This window comes from Ralstonia sp. TCR112, from assembly GCF_007997035.1.
GTDB lineage: Bacteria > Pseudomonadota > Gammaproteobacteria > Burkholderiales > Burkholderiaceae > Ralstonia > Ralstonia edaphi.
The window spans coordinates 1-17,285 of sequence record NZ_VOSS01000100.1 but is presented as its reverse complement, the minus strand read 5'-3'; the positions used below and the strand labels follow the sequence as shown (position 1 = coordinate 17,285).

Genomic DNA, 17,285 nt, shown 5'->3' with positions numbered 1-17,285 from the left:
GTGTAACCAACGCCGATAGAGCGATGAGCCCATCGCGCGCACAATACCGCAGCTCAATTTTGCGGAGTGAGCATGCTCATCGATTGGTCCCTCATCGCCACGCGCGAGGCTGACGCGCTGCACGACACGGTCGTCGACCTGGAAGGCTGGGCGATGCCGCTGGACGCCGCGGCCCAGTCCGCCGACTATTTCCTGCTGAGCGCCGAAACGCCGTGCTGCGGCGGTTGCGTGTCGCGCAACCCGGCCACCAGCATCGAAGTCCTTGCGGTGCAGCCCCTTCCGGTGGGTGACATGACGCGCGTGCGGGGCCGGCTGGTGCGCTTGCAGGACGACCCCGCAGGCTGGCGTTATCAATTGGTGGATGCGTCGCTTGCGCGCGGGCACGCTGTGGCCGGATCACCGCGCGTCAGTCGTCGCGTGTTCCTGGCCGCAGGTGCCGCGATGGGCTTGGCGGCGTGTGCACCGGGCCGCTTTGCCAACTACACCGATGGCCCGTCTGACGGCGATATTCGGTGGACGCCTCCACCCGGTGCGCTCACCATCGACATGCATTCCCATGCCGGGCGCGTCATCATCTCCCGCGACCCCAAGATCGGCGCCAACCGCCCCTTCTTGCCGGTGGCGGAGCCGATGCGCGCCGGCGGCATGCAGGTCATCTGCCTGGCCATCGTGACCGACACCACGGCCGTGCACGTGGGCGCTGGCGGCAACCGTTTCGAGGCGTTCCGCACGCCCGAGCCCGGGGAGCTGTACCAGCTCGGCATGACAGAGTTTGCGCGTGCCCAGCGGCTGATCGAGCGTGAGCAACTGCATGTGGTGACCGACGCCGCATCGCTGGCCGCCATGGGCACGCAGGGGCCGAGCGTCATCATCGCGTCGGAAGGTGCGGACTTTCTGGAGGGCCGCGTCGAACGCGTGGACGAGGCCTACACGCAGCACCGTCTGCGGCACCTGCAGCTGACGCATTACCGCGTGAATGAACTGGGCGATATCCAGACCGAGCCGCCCGTGCATGGCGGCCTGACGGATTTCGGCGCCGATGTGGTGCGCCGCTGCAATGCGCTGGGCATTGTGGTGGACGTAGCGCACGGCACGTATGACCTCGTCAAGCGTGCAGCGGCGACGACGACCAAACCGCTGGTGCTGTCGCATACGGCGCTGTCAGGGTCGCCCAGGCCGCGCAGCCGGTTGATTTCCGCCGACCATGCACGCGCGGTGGCGGACACCGGCGGCGTGATTGGCGTGTGGCCCAATGCGGCGGATTTTCCCAGCCTCGATGCCATGGCGTTGGGCATCAAGCGCATGGCCGATGTGGTCGGCGTGGCACACGTGGGGCTGGGTACTGACATGTTGGGTTTCATCCGGCCGCCGGTGTTCACCAGCTATACGCAGTTGCCGGCGCTGGCCACGGCATTGCTGAAGGCGGGATTCACGGCAGTGGAAGTTGGCCAGATCCTGGGCGGCAACTACCGGCGCGTGTTCGAAGCGACGGTGGGTTGATCGGTGCCCGCAAGGCGGCCAAAACCTTGCGGGCCCGATCACCGCACTTCCCCGTGTGCCCTGCTTGTCAGCGGTGTATCAGCGGTCGTATTCGACCGACGTCGTGAAGTTCAGATCCATCGGATCGGCCCACGACATGTTGGTGAACGACATGTCCTGCGTGCCCGTCCACCCCGTCACCGCCGGGAAGGCCGTCCCCTGGTCACCCGCCACGTTCAGCGTGAGCGTGGTCCCGGGCGCAGCCGGTGAGGCGCGGCCCACGCCGTTGACGAACACCGTCGGCTGGCCCGACATCGTGGAACGGATTTGCACATTGACGCGCTTCACGAACGGCACGCCGGCCTTGGTCGTCCACGTGACCGGCAGGGTGGGGCCGCCCGCAAACGTCGATGCCGTGCCCGGGGTGAGGATGTCGCGCGTGGCCTGTGAGACGTCCTGCCACGTGTACTGGCGCAGCGCATCGGGCGAAGGCGATGGCGTGCGCAGGCGCACCGTGTACGTCTTCGACGGCTGGCTCGTCACGCCCCCCTGATAGATGGCGATCGTGTAGGCGCTGAACGGCGTGATGGTCGCCAGCTCCGCTGCCGTCAGTTGCGGCTTGGCCCAGGCCGTGTTGTTGCGCGGCGCATCGCCCGGCCACGTGAAGCTGCCCTGGTTGGCCGGGTCTTGCGCCACGCCTGCCAGGCGGAAGTTGTTGCGGCAGGCGCTTTGCCTGGTCAGCCCGGCAAGCTGCGCCGGGGTTTGGCTTGCGCCAATCTGGGCGCGGATGTTCAGCGTGTCGCACGTGCCGGAAGACGGTTGCAGGAACACGCCGTTGCGCAGGCCCGGGCCGGTCACGATCGCGAAATCGACCGGCGTGCCGGCGGCGTCGACGATGCCGACCTGCATGTTGATCGAATCGACAAACGCATTGGTGCCCGTCATTGCGGTGGCGCTGTTCAACCAGTCCCACTTCTGCGCGTTGGCGTTGACCTTGGTGAACACGGCGCGTTGGTTGCCGACGATGCGCCAGCCGTTGTCGCCGCTGGCGCGGGCGGCGGGCTGCACCGCCACTTGCACGTGCTGCTGCATGCCGTCGCGAAGGCCGTCGGCGCGGGTCCAGGCGAGCTTGACCCACAGCGTGTCACCGCTGCTGGATGTCACGCGGATGATCTCCGGCAGGCTGAAGCTGGCGTTGTTCATCGCGTCATCGGCAAACAGGCCAGGCGCGCCGCCGCCCAATGCGGGGCCGAATTCCTTGTCGGCAGTCAGGCCGTTGTTCAGGTAGGCCGACGGCACGCCGTTGATGAGCGCGCCGCTGGCCACGTCGTCCACGAAGATCTGACCGCAGACGGGCACGCTGCCGCCCGTGCGCGCCGCGCCCGTGGAACCCGCAAAGCACTGATTGAGCGCCGTTTGCAGCGCCACCAGATCGGACGCGGTCGGCAGGTTCGAGACGGGGTTGCCATTGATGGTCGCTACGCTTGGCAGGCTGGCCTTGTCGCTGGGCTGGGGCGCTACGCCGGGCGAGAGCTGCAACTGCGCAGGCGTATCGCTCGACGCGCCTGCCACGGAGCTGATCTGCACGCTGCCGTCCGGCAGCACGTTCACCTTCACCTGATCGAGCAGACGATCGAGCCCCGGGGCGCCGGCCGTCAATGGGCCCGAGATCAGATCTACCCCGGTGTTGCCGGTGGCGGCCAGCAGGTCGGCCAGCGCGGCGGCATAGGCGGCGACGGTGCTGGAGACGGTCTGCGCGGTCACCTTGCTCTGCAGCAGGCCCGTGTTGCCCAGGAGCTTGCTCGGGTTGTCGCCCACGATGGTGGCTGCAATGGCGTTGGTGATGGGCGTGATGTTGATCGTCTGCGTGCCGGCGCTGGCAGACAGCGCAATCAGCGTGGCCTGCGAATCGGCAACGTTGCCGGCTGCCGACAGCACGAACGGCGCGGTAAGACCCGTGACCGTGCACTGGAAGGCGCCCGTCGTGGCGTTAGCGGGGCAGTCGACCGACTTGCCGCTCGCATCCATCAGCGTGACCGTGGCGCCTTGCATGGCTGCACCCGTGGCAGCGACCCCGCTGACGGTCTGTGCTGCCGGAACGTTGGTGCCTGGCGCCGTGCTGGCGTTGCTGCCGGAATCGCCACCGCCGCAGGCCGACAGGGCAAGCGTGGCCAGAGCGATTGCAATGGGGGTGAGTTTCATGGAGTCCTCCCTGGATCGTGGGTGCGCCGTACATGCGACGCCGTTATTCGGCACGGAGATTCTCGAAGCACGCCCCAGGCATGCGCATCATTCATTTGGAGGAAAGCGTCGCCAAATGAACGATGTTGATTGGCGCACGCGCGTGCTACGTTTGCGCGCATAACATGTCCGCTGCCACTTTGTTTACACCGGGTGAGCACGGCGGGCGCCATGGCCAGACAGCCATCCTTCGGGGGAGGGGAGTGTGCTTAAAGATCAGCTCATTGGTGATCTGTACGAAGCTGCGGTGACGCAGGACGGTTTCCTGGACGTGTTTCACGACGTCACGGAAGCGCTGGGCGCCAACGTGTTCCACATGTTCAGTTGGGACCCCGTTCGGAACGCGCCCCATCTTTCGACTTACTCCCCAGGAAGGGGGTGGGACGATGCCATTGCCCGCTACGACCAGTACTACGGCGCGCTTGATCCGCGGCGCGCACATGTCGAGCGTGCCGCGCAGGGCGAGTTTGCTTTCTGCCAGGACTACGTGTCCGATGCCTACGTCGAGCGCAGCGAGTTCTACCAGGACTTTCAGCTTCCGTCGGGATTTCGCTACCTGATGGGCGTGCGGCTGGCGCGTCCCGGCGGCAGCGACATCCTGCTGGGCATGCTGCGCGCGAACGGCCGCGCTCCGTTTTCCGACGAGGAACGCGCCACGGCTGCCGGCATGACGGGCCACCTGCAGCGCACCATCAATCTCTGGCAGGACACGCGCGTGCTGCATCGCGATGCAGCCGTCGGGGCAGAATTGATGGAGCAGCTTGGCCTGGCCGTGTTCGCACTCGGGCGGGATCAGCGTGTGCTGTTTGCCAACGCGCAGGCCGAAGCGTTGCTGCGCGCATCGACTTGCCTGCGGCTGGAGCACGGCCGGCTGGCTGCCGCGTTTGCCGCCGACAACGATGGCCTGCAAGCCGCGCTGGCGCGGGTGGCGAAGTCACGCAAGGGCGAGAGCCTTGCCGTGCGGCCGGCACTCGGGGCGCCGCACGAAGTCTTCCTCGGTATTTCGCAATTGCCGGCCAACGCCGCCCATGCCGCGTTCGGCGATGCCGCCATGCTGGTCACGGCGCGCCGCAAGGGCGATGCCGCACCGGTGACGGCCGTGCAACTGCGCCAGGCGTTTGGTTTGTCAGCGGCGGAGGCGGCGGTGGGTGAAGCGCTGATCGCCGGCAAGACGCCTGACGAATACGCGGCCAACGCCAACGTCGCCATGTCGACCGTGCGTTCGCAGCTGCGGGCAATCTTTGAAAAGACGTGCACGCGATCGCAGGCGGAGGCCGTGGGCGCAATGCTGTGGGTGCTGTCCCAGCGCAGGCCGCAACGCTAGACGGCTGTCAGGAAAATACCGGACGGAAGAAGCTGCGTTCGTAGCTGACGATGCAGCCGGTGTCTTCGGCGTACTGGAAGGCCGCCATGCAATCGGGGTCGGTCTTGGCGCGCTCGCGATAGACCTCGTAGGTCGCCAGACTCGGGAACGAGAACAAGGCCAGCGCGACGTTGTTCGCCCCTTCCGATGGGAGAAAGTAGCCGTGGTGCTGGCCGCCGAATTTTTCGACCAGGGGAATCCACATCTTTCCGTAGGCTTCGAATTCGGTAAGCCGTGCCGGGTTGATGATGTAGCGGAGGTAGCAGGTGATCATGGCGCGTGTGGTGAGGTCGGAAGCGCACCAGCCTAAACGTCCGCCCGCGGTCCGGTCAATGCCGTATGCGGGCGGCGTGCTCAGTAGTAGCGCAACTCCGTCGCCTTGCCGTGGAACACCTTGTACGAGTAGATCGTGTAGCCGACGATGGTCGGCAGCACAATCGCCACGCCCACCAGCATGAATTCAAGCGATTCCGGTGCGCTTGCGGCCTGCCAGATGTCGAGCCGATCCACCACCAGATACGGGAAGAGGCTGTAGGCGAGGCCATTGAAGGCGAGCAGGAAGATGGCCCCGGTACCGACGAACGGCGCCCAGATCAGATGTTCATCGCCCTTGGCAATCTGCTGCGGCAGGCGGCGCAGGACCCAGTCGATCAGCAGGAACAGCACGATGGTCACCAGCGGCACGGGCGCCAGCAGGATGATGTTCGGCAGCGCAAACCACTTGTCGAACACGCGTGTGCTGACCCATGGCGTGGCCAGCGACACGGCACCCACGCCCAGCGCGGTGAACCACAGGCTGCCGCGTGCCCACTGCACCGCGCGCAGCTGCAGCGCACCTTCCGTCTTCATGATGAGCCACGTGGCGCCCAGCAGCAGGTAGCCGGCAATCAGGCCGCCCGCCGTGCAGATCGCAAAGACGACGTTGGCCGCGTCGTACTGAAAGCCGGTGATGTATAGCCCGAGCATCAGGCCCTGCGCAGCGGTGGCGATGACGGAGCCTGCATAGAACGCGCGGTTCCACCACGGCTTGTGGTGCGCGCGTGCCTTGACCCGAAAGTCGAATGCAACCCCGCGCAGGATGAGGCCGAACAGCATCAGCGCCACGGGCAAATAGAGGGCGCCCAGGATCTCGCCATGCGCGGCCGGAAACGCCACCAGCAACAGCCCGACACCGAGCACGAGCCAGGTTTCGTTGGCGTCCCAGAACGGGCCGATGGAGGCGATCATGGTGTCCTTCTCAGCGTCGTCGGCGCGGCGCAGCAGGATGCCGACGCCGAGGTCGTAGCCGTCGAGGACGACATAGGCCAGCACGGAGATCCCCATCAGGGCCATGAAGACCACCGGCAGCCAGCCGGCGGGTTGGGTCAGGTCGGGGATGGTGCTCATGCTTGGCTCCGGGCGGGTTGGGCGAAGACCGGGTTGGGTGTTTCGATGATGGGTGTGCCGGTGGCATCGGGGTCGGTGGGGTCGATCACGCCACCGGCCTTGCGGGCCAGATAGAACACCACGCCGATATACGAGGCGATGAGGAACGCGTACAGCGCGAGATACATCGCCAGCGTGCTGCCAATCATGCGCGCGGGCACGGACGACGCTGCCTGCGCGGTGGTCAGCACGCCGTAGACGAGCCACGGCTGACGGCCGATCTCGGTGACGTACCAGCCGGCCACCACAGCGACCCAGCCGGAGAACGTCATGGCGACGAGGGCACGCGCCAGCCAGCGCGGCAGCTTGCCGTTGCGGCGAAGGCGCCAGGCGCTTGTCCACGACACCGCCAGCATCAGCAGCCCCACGCCCACCATCAAGCGGAAGGCGAAGAACACGGGCAGTACCGGCGGATGCTCGTCAAACTGATCGAGCCCGCGTACCTCGCCGTCGAGCGAATGCGTGAGATACAGCGATGCCAGCTTCGGCACCGCGATCTCGTAGCGGTTGCTGTGCGAAGCCGCATCGGGAATGCCGAACAGCACGGCGGGCACGCCGCGTTCGGTTTGCCAGATGCCTTCCATCGCGGCCAGCTTGGCCGGTTGATGCTCCAGCGTGTTGAGGCCGTGCGCATCGCCGGCGGCAATCTGCAGCGGGATCAGCATGGCTGCGAGCACCACGCCGGTCTTGAGCGCCGCACGCACATCGCCGCCGCGGTCGTTGCGCAGCCAGCGGTAGGCCGATACCCCCGCCAGCAGGAACGACACCGTCAGCCCCGAGGCCAGCAGCATATGCGTGAACCGGTAGGGGAACGACGGGTTGAAGATGATCGCCAGCCAGCTTTGCGGATGCGCGCGGCCGTCGATCATCACGTAGCCGGCGGGGGTCTGCATCCACGAGTTGAGCGCGATGATCCAGAACACCGAGATGGTCGTGCCCAGGGCAACCAGGAACGTCGCGAATGTGTGGATGCGCGGGCTTACGCGGCCCGTGCCGAACAGCATGATCCCCAGAAAGCTGGCTTCCAGAAAGAACGCCGTCAGCACTTCATACGCCAGCAGCGGCCCGGCGATGTTGCCGACGGTATTCATATAGCCCGGCCAGTTCGTGCCGAACTGGAAGCTCATCGTCACGCCGGACACCACGCCCAGCGCGAACGTCAGTGCAAAGACCTTCACCCAAAGGCGATAGGCGGACATCCAGGCTTCGTCACCGGTCTTGCGATAGCGCAGCTTGAAGAACAGCAGCACCCACGCAAGCGCGATGCTGATGGTGGGAAAGAGGATGTGGAAGGTGATGTTGGCGCCAAACTGGATGCGCGCCAGGACAACGGGATCGAGCGACATGGTTTTTTCTTGATACGGGCTACTTCGATTTGCCGCCAACGACAACGGCAAGCTTGTTCTTCATTTCCAGCAGCTTGTGCACCTTGGCGCCCATCTTCATGAGCTGCTGCAGCGATTCGGCGTCGAGCTTCTGCACGTCGTCGAACCAGTTCGTCATGAGCGTGATGAGCTGGTACATCTCCTTCATGCGCGCCTGGGCGTGGCGGTCATCCGGATCGTTGGGAGATTCGAGCATCACGTCGCGCAGCAGCGAAAGCGTGGGGTCGATCTCGCGCTTGCGGCGCTCTTCGGCCAGCGTGCGGAAGATGGTCCAGATGTCGTCGGGGGCGGAAAAATATTCGCGCCGGTCGCCCGGCTTGTGCGAGAGCCGGACCAGCTTCCACGACTCCAGCTCTTTCAGCCCGATGCTCACGTTGGAGCGGGAGAAGCCCAGCGCCTCGGCGATCTCGTCCGCGTTGATCGGCTCGCGCGCGGCGTAGAGCAGCGCGTAGATCTGCCCGACGGTGCGGTTGATGCCCCAGCGGCTGCCCATCTCGCCGAAATGCAGGACGAAGCGCTGTTTCAAGGGGGAGAGTTGCATTGTTTTGATCTTTCTCAATTTTTAGGAATTTGTGAAAGTTTAGCTGTCTTGGCCGGCCTCGCAATGTGGCGCGCTGTCGCGGGGGGGGTGTGCTGTGGTTCGGGAGCTATCGCGTCGCAATATGTGAGGTTTACTCACAACGGCGCATGTGGCGCACCGTTTTTATGTTTTATCTCAAGTTCAGGCGCCAAGAATTAACGCAGATGGGGTATTAACGAACGTGCTTGGCGGCGGTAATCCGATGCGCTCGTCGCGCGAGCCGAGAAATCTGCTCCGGATAAGGTAGATGCGAATCATTTTTCATAATGCGTTTATCTGCTCGGGCAAGGGAATGAGTCGCGTTTGGTGAGCGCCAAAGCGGGGTTATCCGGCCTTAATAAATCCGGTTATGTGCCGATAATCCGTTGCGAAGCAAATCATCAAAGGAGATTCCCCATGCGTGTCAACGAACCTGTTACCCAGCGCGAATACGAGTTCCCGGACAACGCCACGCTCATGTCGACCACCGATACCCAGAGCTACATCGCGTATGCGAACGCAGCGTTTGTGGAGGTGAGCGGTTTTTCCCGCGAAGAGATCGAAGGGCAGCCACATAACATCGTGCGTCACCCGGATATGCCAACCGAGGCATTTGCCGACATGTGGGCCACGCTCAAGGCGGGGCAACCATGGACGGCGCTGGTCAAGAACCGCCGCAAGAATGGCGACCATTATTGGGTGCGTGCCAATGCAACGCCCGTGGTGCGTAACGGCCGGACCAGCGGCTATATGTCAGTGCGCACCAAGCCCACGCGCGAGGAGATCGCTGCAGCCGAGGCGCTCTACAAGGATTTCCGCACCGGCCAAGCCGGCAGCCGGAAGTTTCACAAGGGTCTGATCGTGCGAACCGGGTTGATGGCCTGGCGTTCGGTGTTTCAGGTGATGCCGGTGCGCTGGCGCATCCGGCTCACGTTTCTCACATTGCTGCCCGCGCTGGTGGCGGTGGCGTGGGCGTTTGGGCTCTCCGGCGCGGCGCTCGGCGGTTTTGCCGGCGCGTTGCTCGTGGCGCTGGCGCTGGCGTCGTGGTCATTGAAGGTGCAGATCGCCACGCCGCTTGAAAAGCTGCAGGAGCTCGCACTGAGCGTGGCCTCGGGTGAGAGCCGGAAAGTCGCCATCGCAGACCGCGTGGACGAGATCGGCATGACGCTGCGCACGATCAGTCAGCTCGGGCTGATGTTTCGCTGGTTGATCGACGACGTGGCCGAGCAGGTCGTCAACGTGCAATCGGCCAGCCAGGAGATCGCCAAGGGCAACGGCGACATCAACATCCGCACGGAGCAGGCCGCTGCCAGCCTGGAAGAAACCTCCAGCTCGATGACGCAGATGACCGCCACGGTGGCCAGCAATGCCGAGACGGCCGGGCAGGCCAACACGTTGTCGAGCGCGGCCACGCAGGCGGCGGTCAACGGCGGCCGTGCCATGGAACAGGTGGTCTCCACCATGAGCGCCATCACGCAGAGCGCCAAGCAGATTGCCGACATCATCGGCGTGATCGACAGCATCGCGTTCCAGACCAACATCCTGGCGCTCAATGCGGCCGTGGAAGCCGCGCGTGCCGGCGAGCAGGGGCGTGGTTTTGCTGTCGTCGCGGGCGAGGTGCGTGCGCTTGCGCAGCGCAGCGCCGGTGCAGCCAAGGAGATCAAGGAGCTGATCGGCACCAGTGTCGACAAGGTGGAATCCGGCTCGCGGCTGGTGGACGACGCCGGCAAGACCATGGACGACATCGTCGAGCAGGTCAAGAAGGTCTCGGCCATGATCGCCGACATCAGCCTGGCGACGGCGCAGCAGACCGAAGGCATCACGCAGGTCAGCCAGGCGGTCAACCATCTGGATCAGGTCACGCAGGAGAACGCCACGCTGGTCGGCCAGAGCGCGGCGGCGGCCGAGGGCCTGCGCATCCAGGCGACACGCTTGGTGGAGGCGGTGAACGTGTTCCGTTGAACACGACGCAATTGCAAAAACCGTGTGAGCGCCGCATCGCGATTGTGCGGTCTTCGCCTACTATGCCTGTGCGGTAACGTCCCTCAAAACGCACATTCATTGGAGCGCGAACATGGCCTCACACGGTTTGATTGCCTGGTTGATCATCGGCGCGGTAGCGGGTTGGCTGGCCGGCATCCTGGTCAAGGGCGGTGGTTTCGGCATCTTCGTCGACATCGTGGTCGGCATCGTCGGCGCGTTCATCGGCGGATGGCTGGCGGGGGTGCTGGGCATCTCGCTGGGCGGCGGGTGGATCGGCTCGATCGTCACGGCGGTCATCGGCGCGGTGATCCTGCTGTTCATCATCCGGCTGATCAAGCGCGCATAGCGCAAGGCAGCACCAATCCCAAGAACGGCGGTGGATGCGGATGTCATCCAACCGCCGGATTTCAACATGCACCGCATCACCTAGACTGGTTGAACCAAGGGCAGCCGCGCCGCGCCACAAGCGCCTGCGCGGCCGGTACACGCTAACCCGGCGAGGCCACCATGTCTGACCAGCTCACCACCGCACCGCAAGAACTCTACGAAGGGTTCGAGATTCACGTTGTGCCAAGCCCGACTCGGGCAAACTCCACGCGCTACACCTACACCGGCTACGTGTGCCACCCCGGCGCCGATCCGCAGTTGCCCGGTCACGTCGTGGCGTTTCATGCCGATGGCGACGAGACCTTCCGCAGCCCCGAAGAAGCCATGGAAGAAGCCGTGCACGTGGCGCGCAGCATCGTCGACGGCACGCATCCGGATCTGTCTGTGCTGTCGATCGTGACGCACGGCTACTGACGTCGGTTACGGATCCGGCAGCTTCTCCTTCCACACGTCATGCAGGTGATGTGCCGGTCGCCATTGGCGGCGGCCCACGCATTTGCTGTGCCGCACCATCCCGAACCGCATCTGCACCGAAACCGTGCGGCGCGGTGCTCCCGCATGAGGCACGCGCGGGCGGCGATTTCTCGTCAATCTCCCGCAAACCGCGATAGCTCAAGGCTTTGCCCGCCTGGCATACCTGTTGCATAGCACCATTGCGCGGGTCAAAGGCGATTCGTGCTCTTCGTGGTGAAGGCCCTGGTGCTCAGGGCTACTTGGACAACGGCGTCCCAGACCCCGGCTACTGCAGCCGGGCTCTCGGACGCCTTTCTTTTTTTTGGCCCCTGATTGATGGGATTCAACATGACCGGCAAAGCGACCCGAATCGACCTGTTCAGCCTGCGCACGCCGCAGATGCGCGCCTTCCATCTGACGTGGCTCGCGTTCTTCGTGTGTTTCTACGCGTGGTTTGCCTGCGCGCCGCTCATGCCGGTGCTCAAGGGCGAGTTCCACCTCACGCCGGGCCAGATCGCCAACATCAACATCGCGGCCGTGGCGGTGACGATCCTGGTGCGGCTGATTGTCGGCCCGCTGTGCGACCGCTTCGGCCCGCGCAAGACCTATACCGGCTTGCTGCTGCTCGGCGCCGTCCCCGTGCTGGGCGTGGCGCTGGCGCAAAGCTACGAGGCCTTCCTGTTCTTCCGCCTGGCGATCGGCGCGATCGGCGCGAGCTTCGTCATCACGCAGTACCACACGTCGGTCATGTTCGCGCCCAACGTGGTCGGCACGGCCAACGCGGCGGCTGCAGGCTGGGGCAACGCAGGCGGCGGTGTGGCGCAAGGCACGATGCCGCTGCTGCTGACCGCCATCGTGATGATGGGCGTGACGCAGAGCCTGGGGTGGCGCCTCGCCATGGTGGTGCCGGGCGTGGCGATGCTGATCGTCGCGGCGCTGTACTGGCGCTATACGCAGGACTGCCCGGAGGGCAACTTCAGCGCGCTGCGCGCCGCCGGCAAGACCATCGACGGCGGCAAGAAGGGCGGCTGGGGCAGCTTTGTGTCCGCTGCCGGCAACTACCGTGTGTGGCTGCTGTTCATCACCTACGGCGCGTGCTTTGGCGTGGAGATCTTCATCCACAACATCGCCGCTACCTACTACGTCGACCACTTCGGCCTGTCGCTGTCGGCCGCGGGCATGGCTGCCGCGAGCTTCGGCCTGCTGGCGCTGTTTGCCCGCGCACTGGGCGGCATCGTTTCGGATCGCGTGGCCGCCAAGCGCGGCCTGGATGCACGGACCCAACTGCTGTGCGTGCTGATGGTGGGCGAGGGCCTGGGCCTGTTCGGATTTGCCCATGCGGGCAGCGTGCCGATCGCCATCCTGGCGATGCTCGGCTTCGGCCTGTTCACGCACATGGCATGCGGCGCGACGTATGCGCTGGTGCCGTTTATCGATCGCCGTGCGCTGGGCGGTGTGGCCGGCATCATCGGCGCGGGCGGCAACGCCGGCGCGGTGGCTGCGGGCTTCCTGCTCAAGGGCATGGCGGATACGCAGGCCACGCTGTCGGTGCTGGGCGTGCTGGTCGGGCTGTCTGCCATCTGTGCGATTGCCGTGCGCTTTTCGCCGGAACACAAGGCGCGTGAACAAGCGCTCTACGACAACACGCTGGCCGCTGCCGGCAACGCCTGAAAGAGGACATCACCATGACCATGAAGATCGTCGTCATTGGCCACGGAATGGTGGGCCACAAGTTTCTGGAAAGCCTGCTGCATGCACCGGGCCATCACCTTGAGGTGACGGTGCTGTGCGAAGAGCCGCGCCCCGCCTACGACCGCGTGCACCTGTCGGAATTCTTCACGGGCAAGACGGCGGAAGATCTCTCGCTCGTGGCGCCGGGCTTCTTTGACCGCGATGACGTGGTGCTCAAGCTCAACGCCCGCGCCACGGCCATCGACACCAGCGCCAAAACGGTGACGGCCTCCACCGGCGAGGTGCTGCCGTACGACAAGCTCGTCATCGCGTCGGGCTCTTCGCCGTTTGTGCCGCCGGTGCCGGGCCGCGATCGCAAGGACTGCTTCGTCTATCGCACCATCGAAGACCTCGAAGCGATGGCCGAGTGCGGCCAACGGGCCAAGACCGGCGTCGTCATCGGCGGCGGCCTGCTGGGGCTGGAATGCGCCAAGGCGCTGCGCGACATGAACCTGCAAACGCACGTGGTCGAGTTTGCCGGCCGCCTGATGGCGATGCAGGTGGACGACGGCGGCGGCCGCATGCTGCGCCGGAAGATCGAAGACCTGGGCGTGACCGTCCACACGCAGAAGAACACGTCGGAAATCGTCGACGGCGAAACGGCGACGCACCGCCTGAACTTTGCCGATGGCACGCACCTGGAGGCCGACATGGTCGTCTTCTCGGCCGGCATCCGCCCGCGCGATGAACTGGCGCGCGCCTGCGGGCTGGAAGTGGGCGAGCGCGGCGGCATCGTGATCGACTCCGAGTGCCGCACCTCCGCGCCCGATGTGTACGCGATTGGCGAATGCGCGCTGTGGGGCGGCAAGGTCTACGGGCTGGTTGCGCCCGGCTACGAGATGGCCCGCATCACCGCCAAGCAGATCCTGGCGGCGGACGACGCGTCGGAGTTCAGCGGCGCCGACATGAGCACCAAGCTCAAGCTGATGGGCGTGGACGTCGCCAGCCTGGGCGATGCGCAGGGTGTGACGCCGGGCAGCCGCAGCGTGCTGTTCACAGATGAGCGCAAGCAGATCTACAAAAAGCTGGTGCTGTCCGAAGACGGCAAGTACCTGCTGGGCGGCGTGCTGGTGGGGGATGCGGCCGAATACGGCACGCTGCTTCAGATGATGCTCAACCGCATCGAATTGCCCGAAGCACCGGAATTCCTGATCCTGCCGCAGGCCGATGGCAATGCGCGGCCGGCGCTGGGTGTGGACGCGCTGCCCGACAGCGCGCAGATCTGCTCGTGCAACGACGTGTCGAAGGGCGCGCTGTGCCAAGCGGTGTGTGCCGGCGCCACGTCGGTAGGCGCGCTCAAGGACGCGACCAAGGCCGGTACCTCGTGCGGCGGCTGCGTGCCGCTCATGACGCAGGTGATGAAGGCCGAGATGAAGAAGCAGGGCCTGGCCGTCAACAACCACATCTGCGAGCACTTTCCGTATTCGCGTCAGGAGCTGTATCACCTGGTGCGCGTGGGCCGCATCCAGTCGTTCGAAGCGCTGCTGGAAGCGCACGGCAGCGGCATGGGCTGCGACATCTGCAAGCCGGCTGTGGCGAGCATCCTCGCTTCGTGCTGGAACGACTTCGTGCTCAAGAAGGAGCACGCCAGCCTGCAGGATTCCAACGACTACTTCCTCGCCAACATCCAGAAGGACGGTACGTACTCCGTGGTGCCGCGCATGCCCGGCGGCGAGGTCACGGCAGACGGCCTGATCGCCGTGGGCCAGGTCGCCAAGAAATACGGCCTGTACACCAAGATCACCGGCGGCCAGCGTGTCGACCTGTTCGGCGCGCGCCTGGAGCAACTGCCGCTGATCTGGGAAGAGTTGATCGCGGCAGGCTTCGAGTCGGGCCACGCGTATGGCAAATCGCTGCGCACGGTGAAGTCGTGCGTGGGTTCCACATGGTGCCGCTATGGCGTGGGCGATTCGGTCGGTTTTGCGATTGCGCTGGAGAACCGCTACAAGGGCCTGCGCTCGCCGCACAAGCTGAAGTTTGGCGTGTCGGGCTGCACGCGTGAATGCGCCGAGGCGCAAGGCAAGGACGTCGGCATCATCGCTACCGAGAAGGGCTGGAACCTGTACGTGTGCGGCAACGGCGGCATGAAGCCCCGCCATGCCGAACTGCTGGCGGCCGACCTCGACCAGGAAACGCTCATCAAGTATGTCGACCGCTTCCTGATGTTCTACGTGCGCACGGCCGATCGCCTGCAACGCACCAGCACATGGCGCGACAACCTGGAGGGCGGCCTCGACTACCTGAAGGACGTGGTCATCCACGACAAGCTGGGCATCGTGGCCGAACTCGAAGCCGAGATGCAGCATGTGGTCGACACCTACCAGGACGAATGGAAGACGGCCGTGACCAACCCCGACGTGCGCAAGCGCTTCCGCCACTTCGTCAACAGCGAGGCGAAGGATGCGAATGTCGTCTTCGTCGAGGAGCGCGGCCAGATTCGCCCGGCTACGGTGGAAGAGCGCGCCAAGACACGGCCCGTGCGCATTCCCGTTGTTGCTGAAGCCGCTTGAGCCTGATAGAGGAAGAGGAGGACCCCATGCAAGCATCCCGTTGGACTCCGGTCTGTGCCCTGGACGACATCGTTCCCAACACCGGCGTGTGCGCGCTGGTGGACGGAGACCAGGTTGCCGTGTTCCGTGTGGCCGGCAGCACGTCGCAAGGCGTGTACGCCATCGGCAACTACGATCCGAACTCCGATGCCGCTGTGCTCTCGCGCGGGCTGGTCGGCAACCTGGGCGAACGCATCGTCGTGGCGTCGCCGATCTACAAGCAGCACTTCGACCTGACCACGGGTGAGTGCCTCGAAGCGCCGGCCAACTCCGTGCACGCGTACGCGACCAAGGTGGAAGACGGCAAGGTGTGGGTAGCGGCATGAGCCGCAAGCCGTAAGCAGTGAAGCCGGGGCCATGGCCGCCGGCACTGAGTGAATCCAATGACCGACAACCTTCAGGAGAGGGCAGCATGAACGCCAAGACCGTACGCCCCAAGCTGGTCGTCATCGGCAACGGCATGGCCGGCATGCGCACGGTCGAAGAATTGCTCAAGCTCGCGCCGGACCTGTACGACATCACCGTGTTTGGCGAAGAGCCGCACGGCAACTACAACCGCATCCTGCTCTCGCCTGTGCTGGCGGGCGAAAAGCAGGTTGACGACATCATGCTCAACACGCGTGAGTGGTACGAACAGAACCACATCACGCTGCATGCAGGCGACCCGGTGGTGGCTATCGACCGACCGCGCCGCACGCTGCGCTCGCGCGACGGCGTGGAGGTGCGCTACGACCGCCTGTTGATCGCCACCGGTTCGCGGCCGTTCATCCTGCCGGTGCCGGGGCATCTGCTGCCCGGCGTGATTGCCTTCCGCGACATCCAGGACGTGGAGACGATGCTCGAAGCCGCGCGCAACCATCGGCATGCGGTCGTCATCGGCGGCGGCCTGCTCGGGCTCGAAGCGGCCAACGGGCTGATGCGCCAAGGCATGGACGTGACGGTCGTGCACCTGCCCGACACGCTGATGGAGCGTCAGCTGGACAAGCCCGCCGCACAACTGCTGCAGAAGGCGCTGGAAGCCAAGGGCCTGCGCTTCCTGCTGGGGGCGCACACGGCGGAGCTGCTGGGCACCGACCGCGTGACCGCCGTGCGCTTCAAGGATGGCACCGAGATCCCCGCCGACCTCGTCGTCATGACGGCCGGCGTACGCCCGAACATCGAGCTTGCCAAGGCGGCCGGCCTGCATTGCGAACGCGCCATCATCGTCGACGACACGCTGCAGACCTACGATCCGCGCATCTACGCCGTGGGCGAATGCGTGCAGCACCGCAGCGCCACGTTCGGCCTCGTTGCTCCCATCTGGGACCAGGCCCGCGTGTGTGCCGCGCACCTGGCCGGCGCCGGGCACCGCCGCTATGTCCAGCAGGCCACGGCCACCAAGCTGAAGGTCACCGGCGTGGACTTGTATTCGGCAGGCGATTTCATCGGCGGCGACGGCACCGAAGACATCGTGCTGCGCGACCCGCGCCGCGGCGTCTACAAGCGCCTGGTGCTGAAGGAAGACCGCATCGTCGGCGCAGTCCTGTACGGCGATGTTGCCGACGGCCCGTGGTACTTCGACCTGATCCAACGCGAGGTGCCCATCACGTCGATCCGCCAGCGCCTGTTGTTTGGCCGCGCGCTCTGCGAAGCGGAAGCGGCGTAATGAACACCGGCAAGACGCAAAACTGGCAACACCCTTTGCACGCCGCCGGTGTGGCCTTTGACTTACCTGCCCTAGATGGCGCCTT

14 protein-coding genes are annotated in these 17,285 nt (G+C 65.2%); 9 read left to right on the top strand and 5 right to left on the bottom strand.

The window, feature by feature from the left end; genetic code table 11:
* Window positions 1–72 precede the first annotated feature (72 nt).
* On the top strand, window positions 73–1,500 hold the full coding sequence (locus FUT88_RS21710; protein ID WP_261797248.1) for a dipeptidase: 1,428 nt from the start codon (window positions 73–75) through the stop codon (window positions 1,498–1,500).
* A gap of 78 nt (window positions 1,501–1,578) precedes the next feature.
* Here the strand turns inward: FUT88_RS21710 and FUT88_RS21705 are convergent, their stop codons facing one another.
* Window positions 1,579–3,681, bottom strand: coding sequence for a hypothetical protein (locus tag FUT88_RS21705; RefSeq protein ID WP_102066186.1), 2,103 nt, complete (start codon window positions 3,679–3,681; stop codon window positions 1,579–1,581).
* Window positions 3,682–3,925: 244 nt separating this feature from the next.
* On the opposite strand from FUT88_RS21705, the gene FUT88_RS21700 reads away from it, so the two are divergent.
* The gene (locus FUT88_RS21700; protein ID WP_147218286.1) at window positions 3,926–5,044 is read left to right on the top strand and encodes a helix-turn-helix transcriptional regulator; all 1,119 of its coding nucleotides are present in this window, start codon (window positions 3,926–3,928) and stop codon (window positions 5,042–5,044) included.
* A gap of 7 nt (window positions 5,045–5,051) precedes the next feature.
* Here the strand turns inward: FUT88_RS21700 and FUT88_RS21695 are convergent, their stop codons facing one another.
* From FUT88_RS21695 to FUT88_RS21680, 4 genes are all read right to left on the bottom strand, one after another.
* Complete coding sequence (locus FUT88_RS21695; RefSeq protein ID WP_147218284.1) at window positions 5,052–5,357, bottom strand: NIPSNAP family protein; 306 nt, start codon at window positions 5,355–5,357, stop codon at window positions 5,052–5,054.
* 80 nt (window positions 5,358–5,437) lie between these two features.
* Window positions 5,438–6,469: a cytochrome d ubiquinol oxidase subunit II gene (locus FUT88_RS21690; RefSeq protein WP_147218282.1), complete on the bottom strand. Its 1,032-nt coding sequence runs from the start codon at window positions 6,467–6,469 to the stop codon at window positions 5,438–5,440.
* Window positions 6,466–7,854, bottom strand: coding sequence for a cytochrome ubiquinol oxidase subunit I (locus FUT88_RS21685; protein WP_147218280.1), 1,389 nt, complete (start codon window positions 7,852–7,854; stop codon window positions 6,466–6,468). The genes FUT88_RS21690 and FUT88_RS21685 overlap by 4 nt, the downstream gene beginning before the upstream one ends.
* Before the next feature lie 19 nt (window positions 7,855–7,873).
* A complete protein-coding gene (locus FUT88_RS21680; protein WP_147218278.1) occupies window positions 7,874–8,434 on the bottom strand; it encodes a GbsR/MarR family transcriptional regulator in 561 nt (186 codons plus the stop codon).
* Between the two features lie 435 nt (window positions 8,435–8,869).
* Between FUT88_RS21680 and FUT88_RS21675 the strand changes: the two genes are divergently transcribed.
* From FUT88_RS21675 to FUT88_RS21645, 7 genes are all read left to right on the top strand, one after another.
* Complete coding sequence (locus FUT88_RS21675; protein ID WP_147218276.1) at window positions 8,870–10,414, top strand: PAS domain-containing methyl-accepting chemotaxis protein; 1,545 nt, start codon at window positions 8,870–8,872, stop codon at window positions 10,412–10,414.
* A gap of 112 nt (window positions 10,415–10,526) precedes the next feature.
* Window positions 10,527–10,781 carry a GlsB/YeaQ/YmgE family stress response membrane protein gene (locus FUT88_RS21670; RefSeq protein WP_147218274.1) on the top strand — a complete coding sequence of 85 codons (255 nt, stop codon included), beginning with the start codon at window positions 10,527–10,529 and terminating at the stop codon, window positions 10,779–10,781.
* 161 nt (window positions 10,782–10,942) lie between these two features.
* Window positions 10,943–11,236: a hypothetical protein gene (locus FUT88_RS21665; RefSeq protein WP_147218272.1), complete on the top strand. Its 294-nt coding sequence runs from the start codon at window positions 10,943–10,945 to the stop codon at window positions 11,234–11,236.
* 387 nt (window positions 11,237–11,623) lie between these two features.
* Window positions 11,624–12,946, top strand: a complete 1,323-nt coding sequence (locus FUT88_RS21660) for an MFS transporter (protein WP_147218270.1) — start codon at window positions 11,624–11,626, stop codon at window positions 12,944–12,946.
* Window positions 12,947–12,960: 14 nt separating this feature from the next.
* Window positions 12,961–15,516: a nitrite reductase large subunit NirB gene (nirB, locus tag FUT88_RS21655; RefSeq protein WP_147218268.1), complete on the top strand. Its 2,556-nt coding sequence runs from the start codon at window positions 12,961–12,963 to the stop codon at window positions 15,514–15,516.
* 26 nt (window positions 15,517–15,542) lie between these two features.
* Window positions 15,543–15,881: a nitrite reductase small subunit NirD gene (gene nirD / locus FUT88_RS21650; protein WP_147218266.1), complete on the top strand. Its 339-nt coding sequence runs from the start codon at window positions 15,543–15,545 to the stop codon at window positions 15,879–15,881.
* 86 nt (window positions 15,882–15,967) lie between these two features.
* A complete protein-coding gene (locus FUT88_RS21645) occupies window positions 15,968–17,200 on the top strand; it encodes an NAD(P)/FAD-dependent oxidoreductase (RefSeq protein ID WP_147218264.1) in 1,233 nt (410 codons plus the stop codon).
* The last annotated feature ends 85 nt before the right edge of the window (window positions 17,201–17,285 follow it).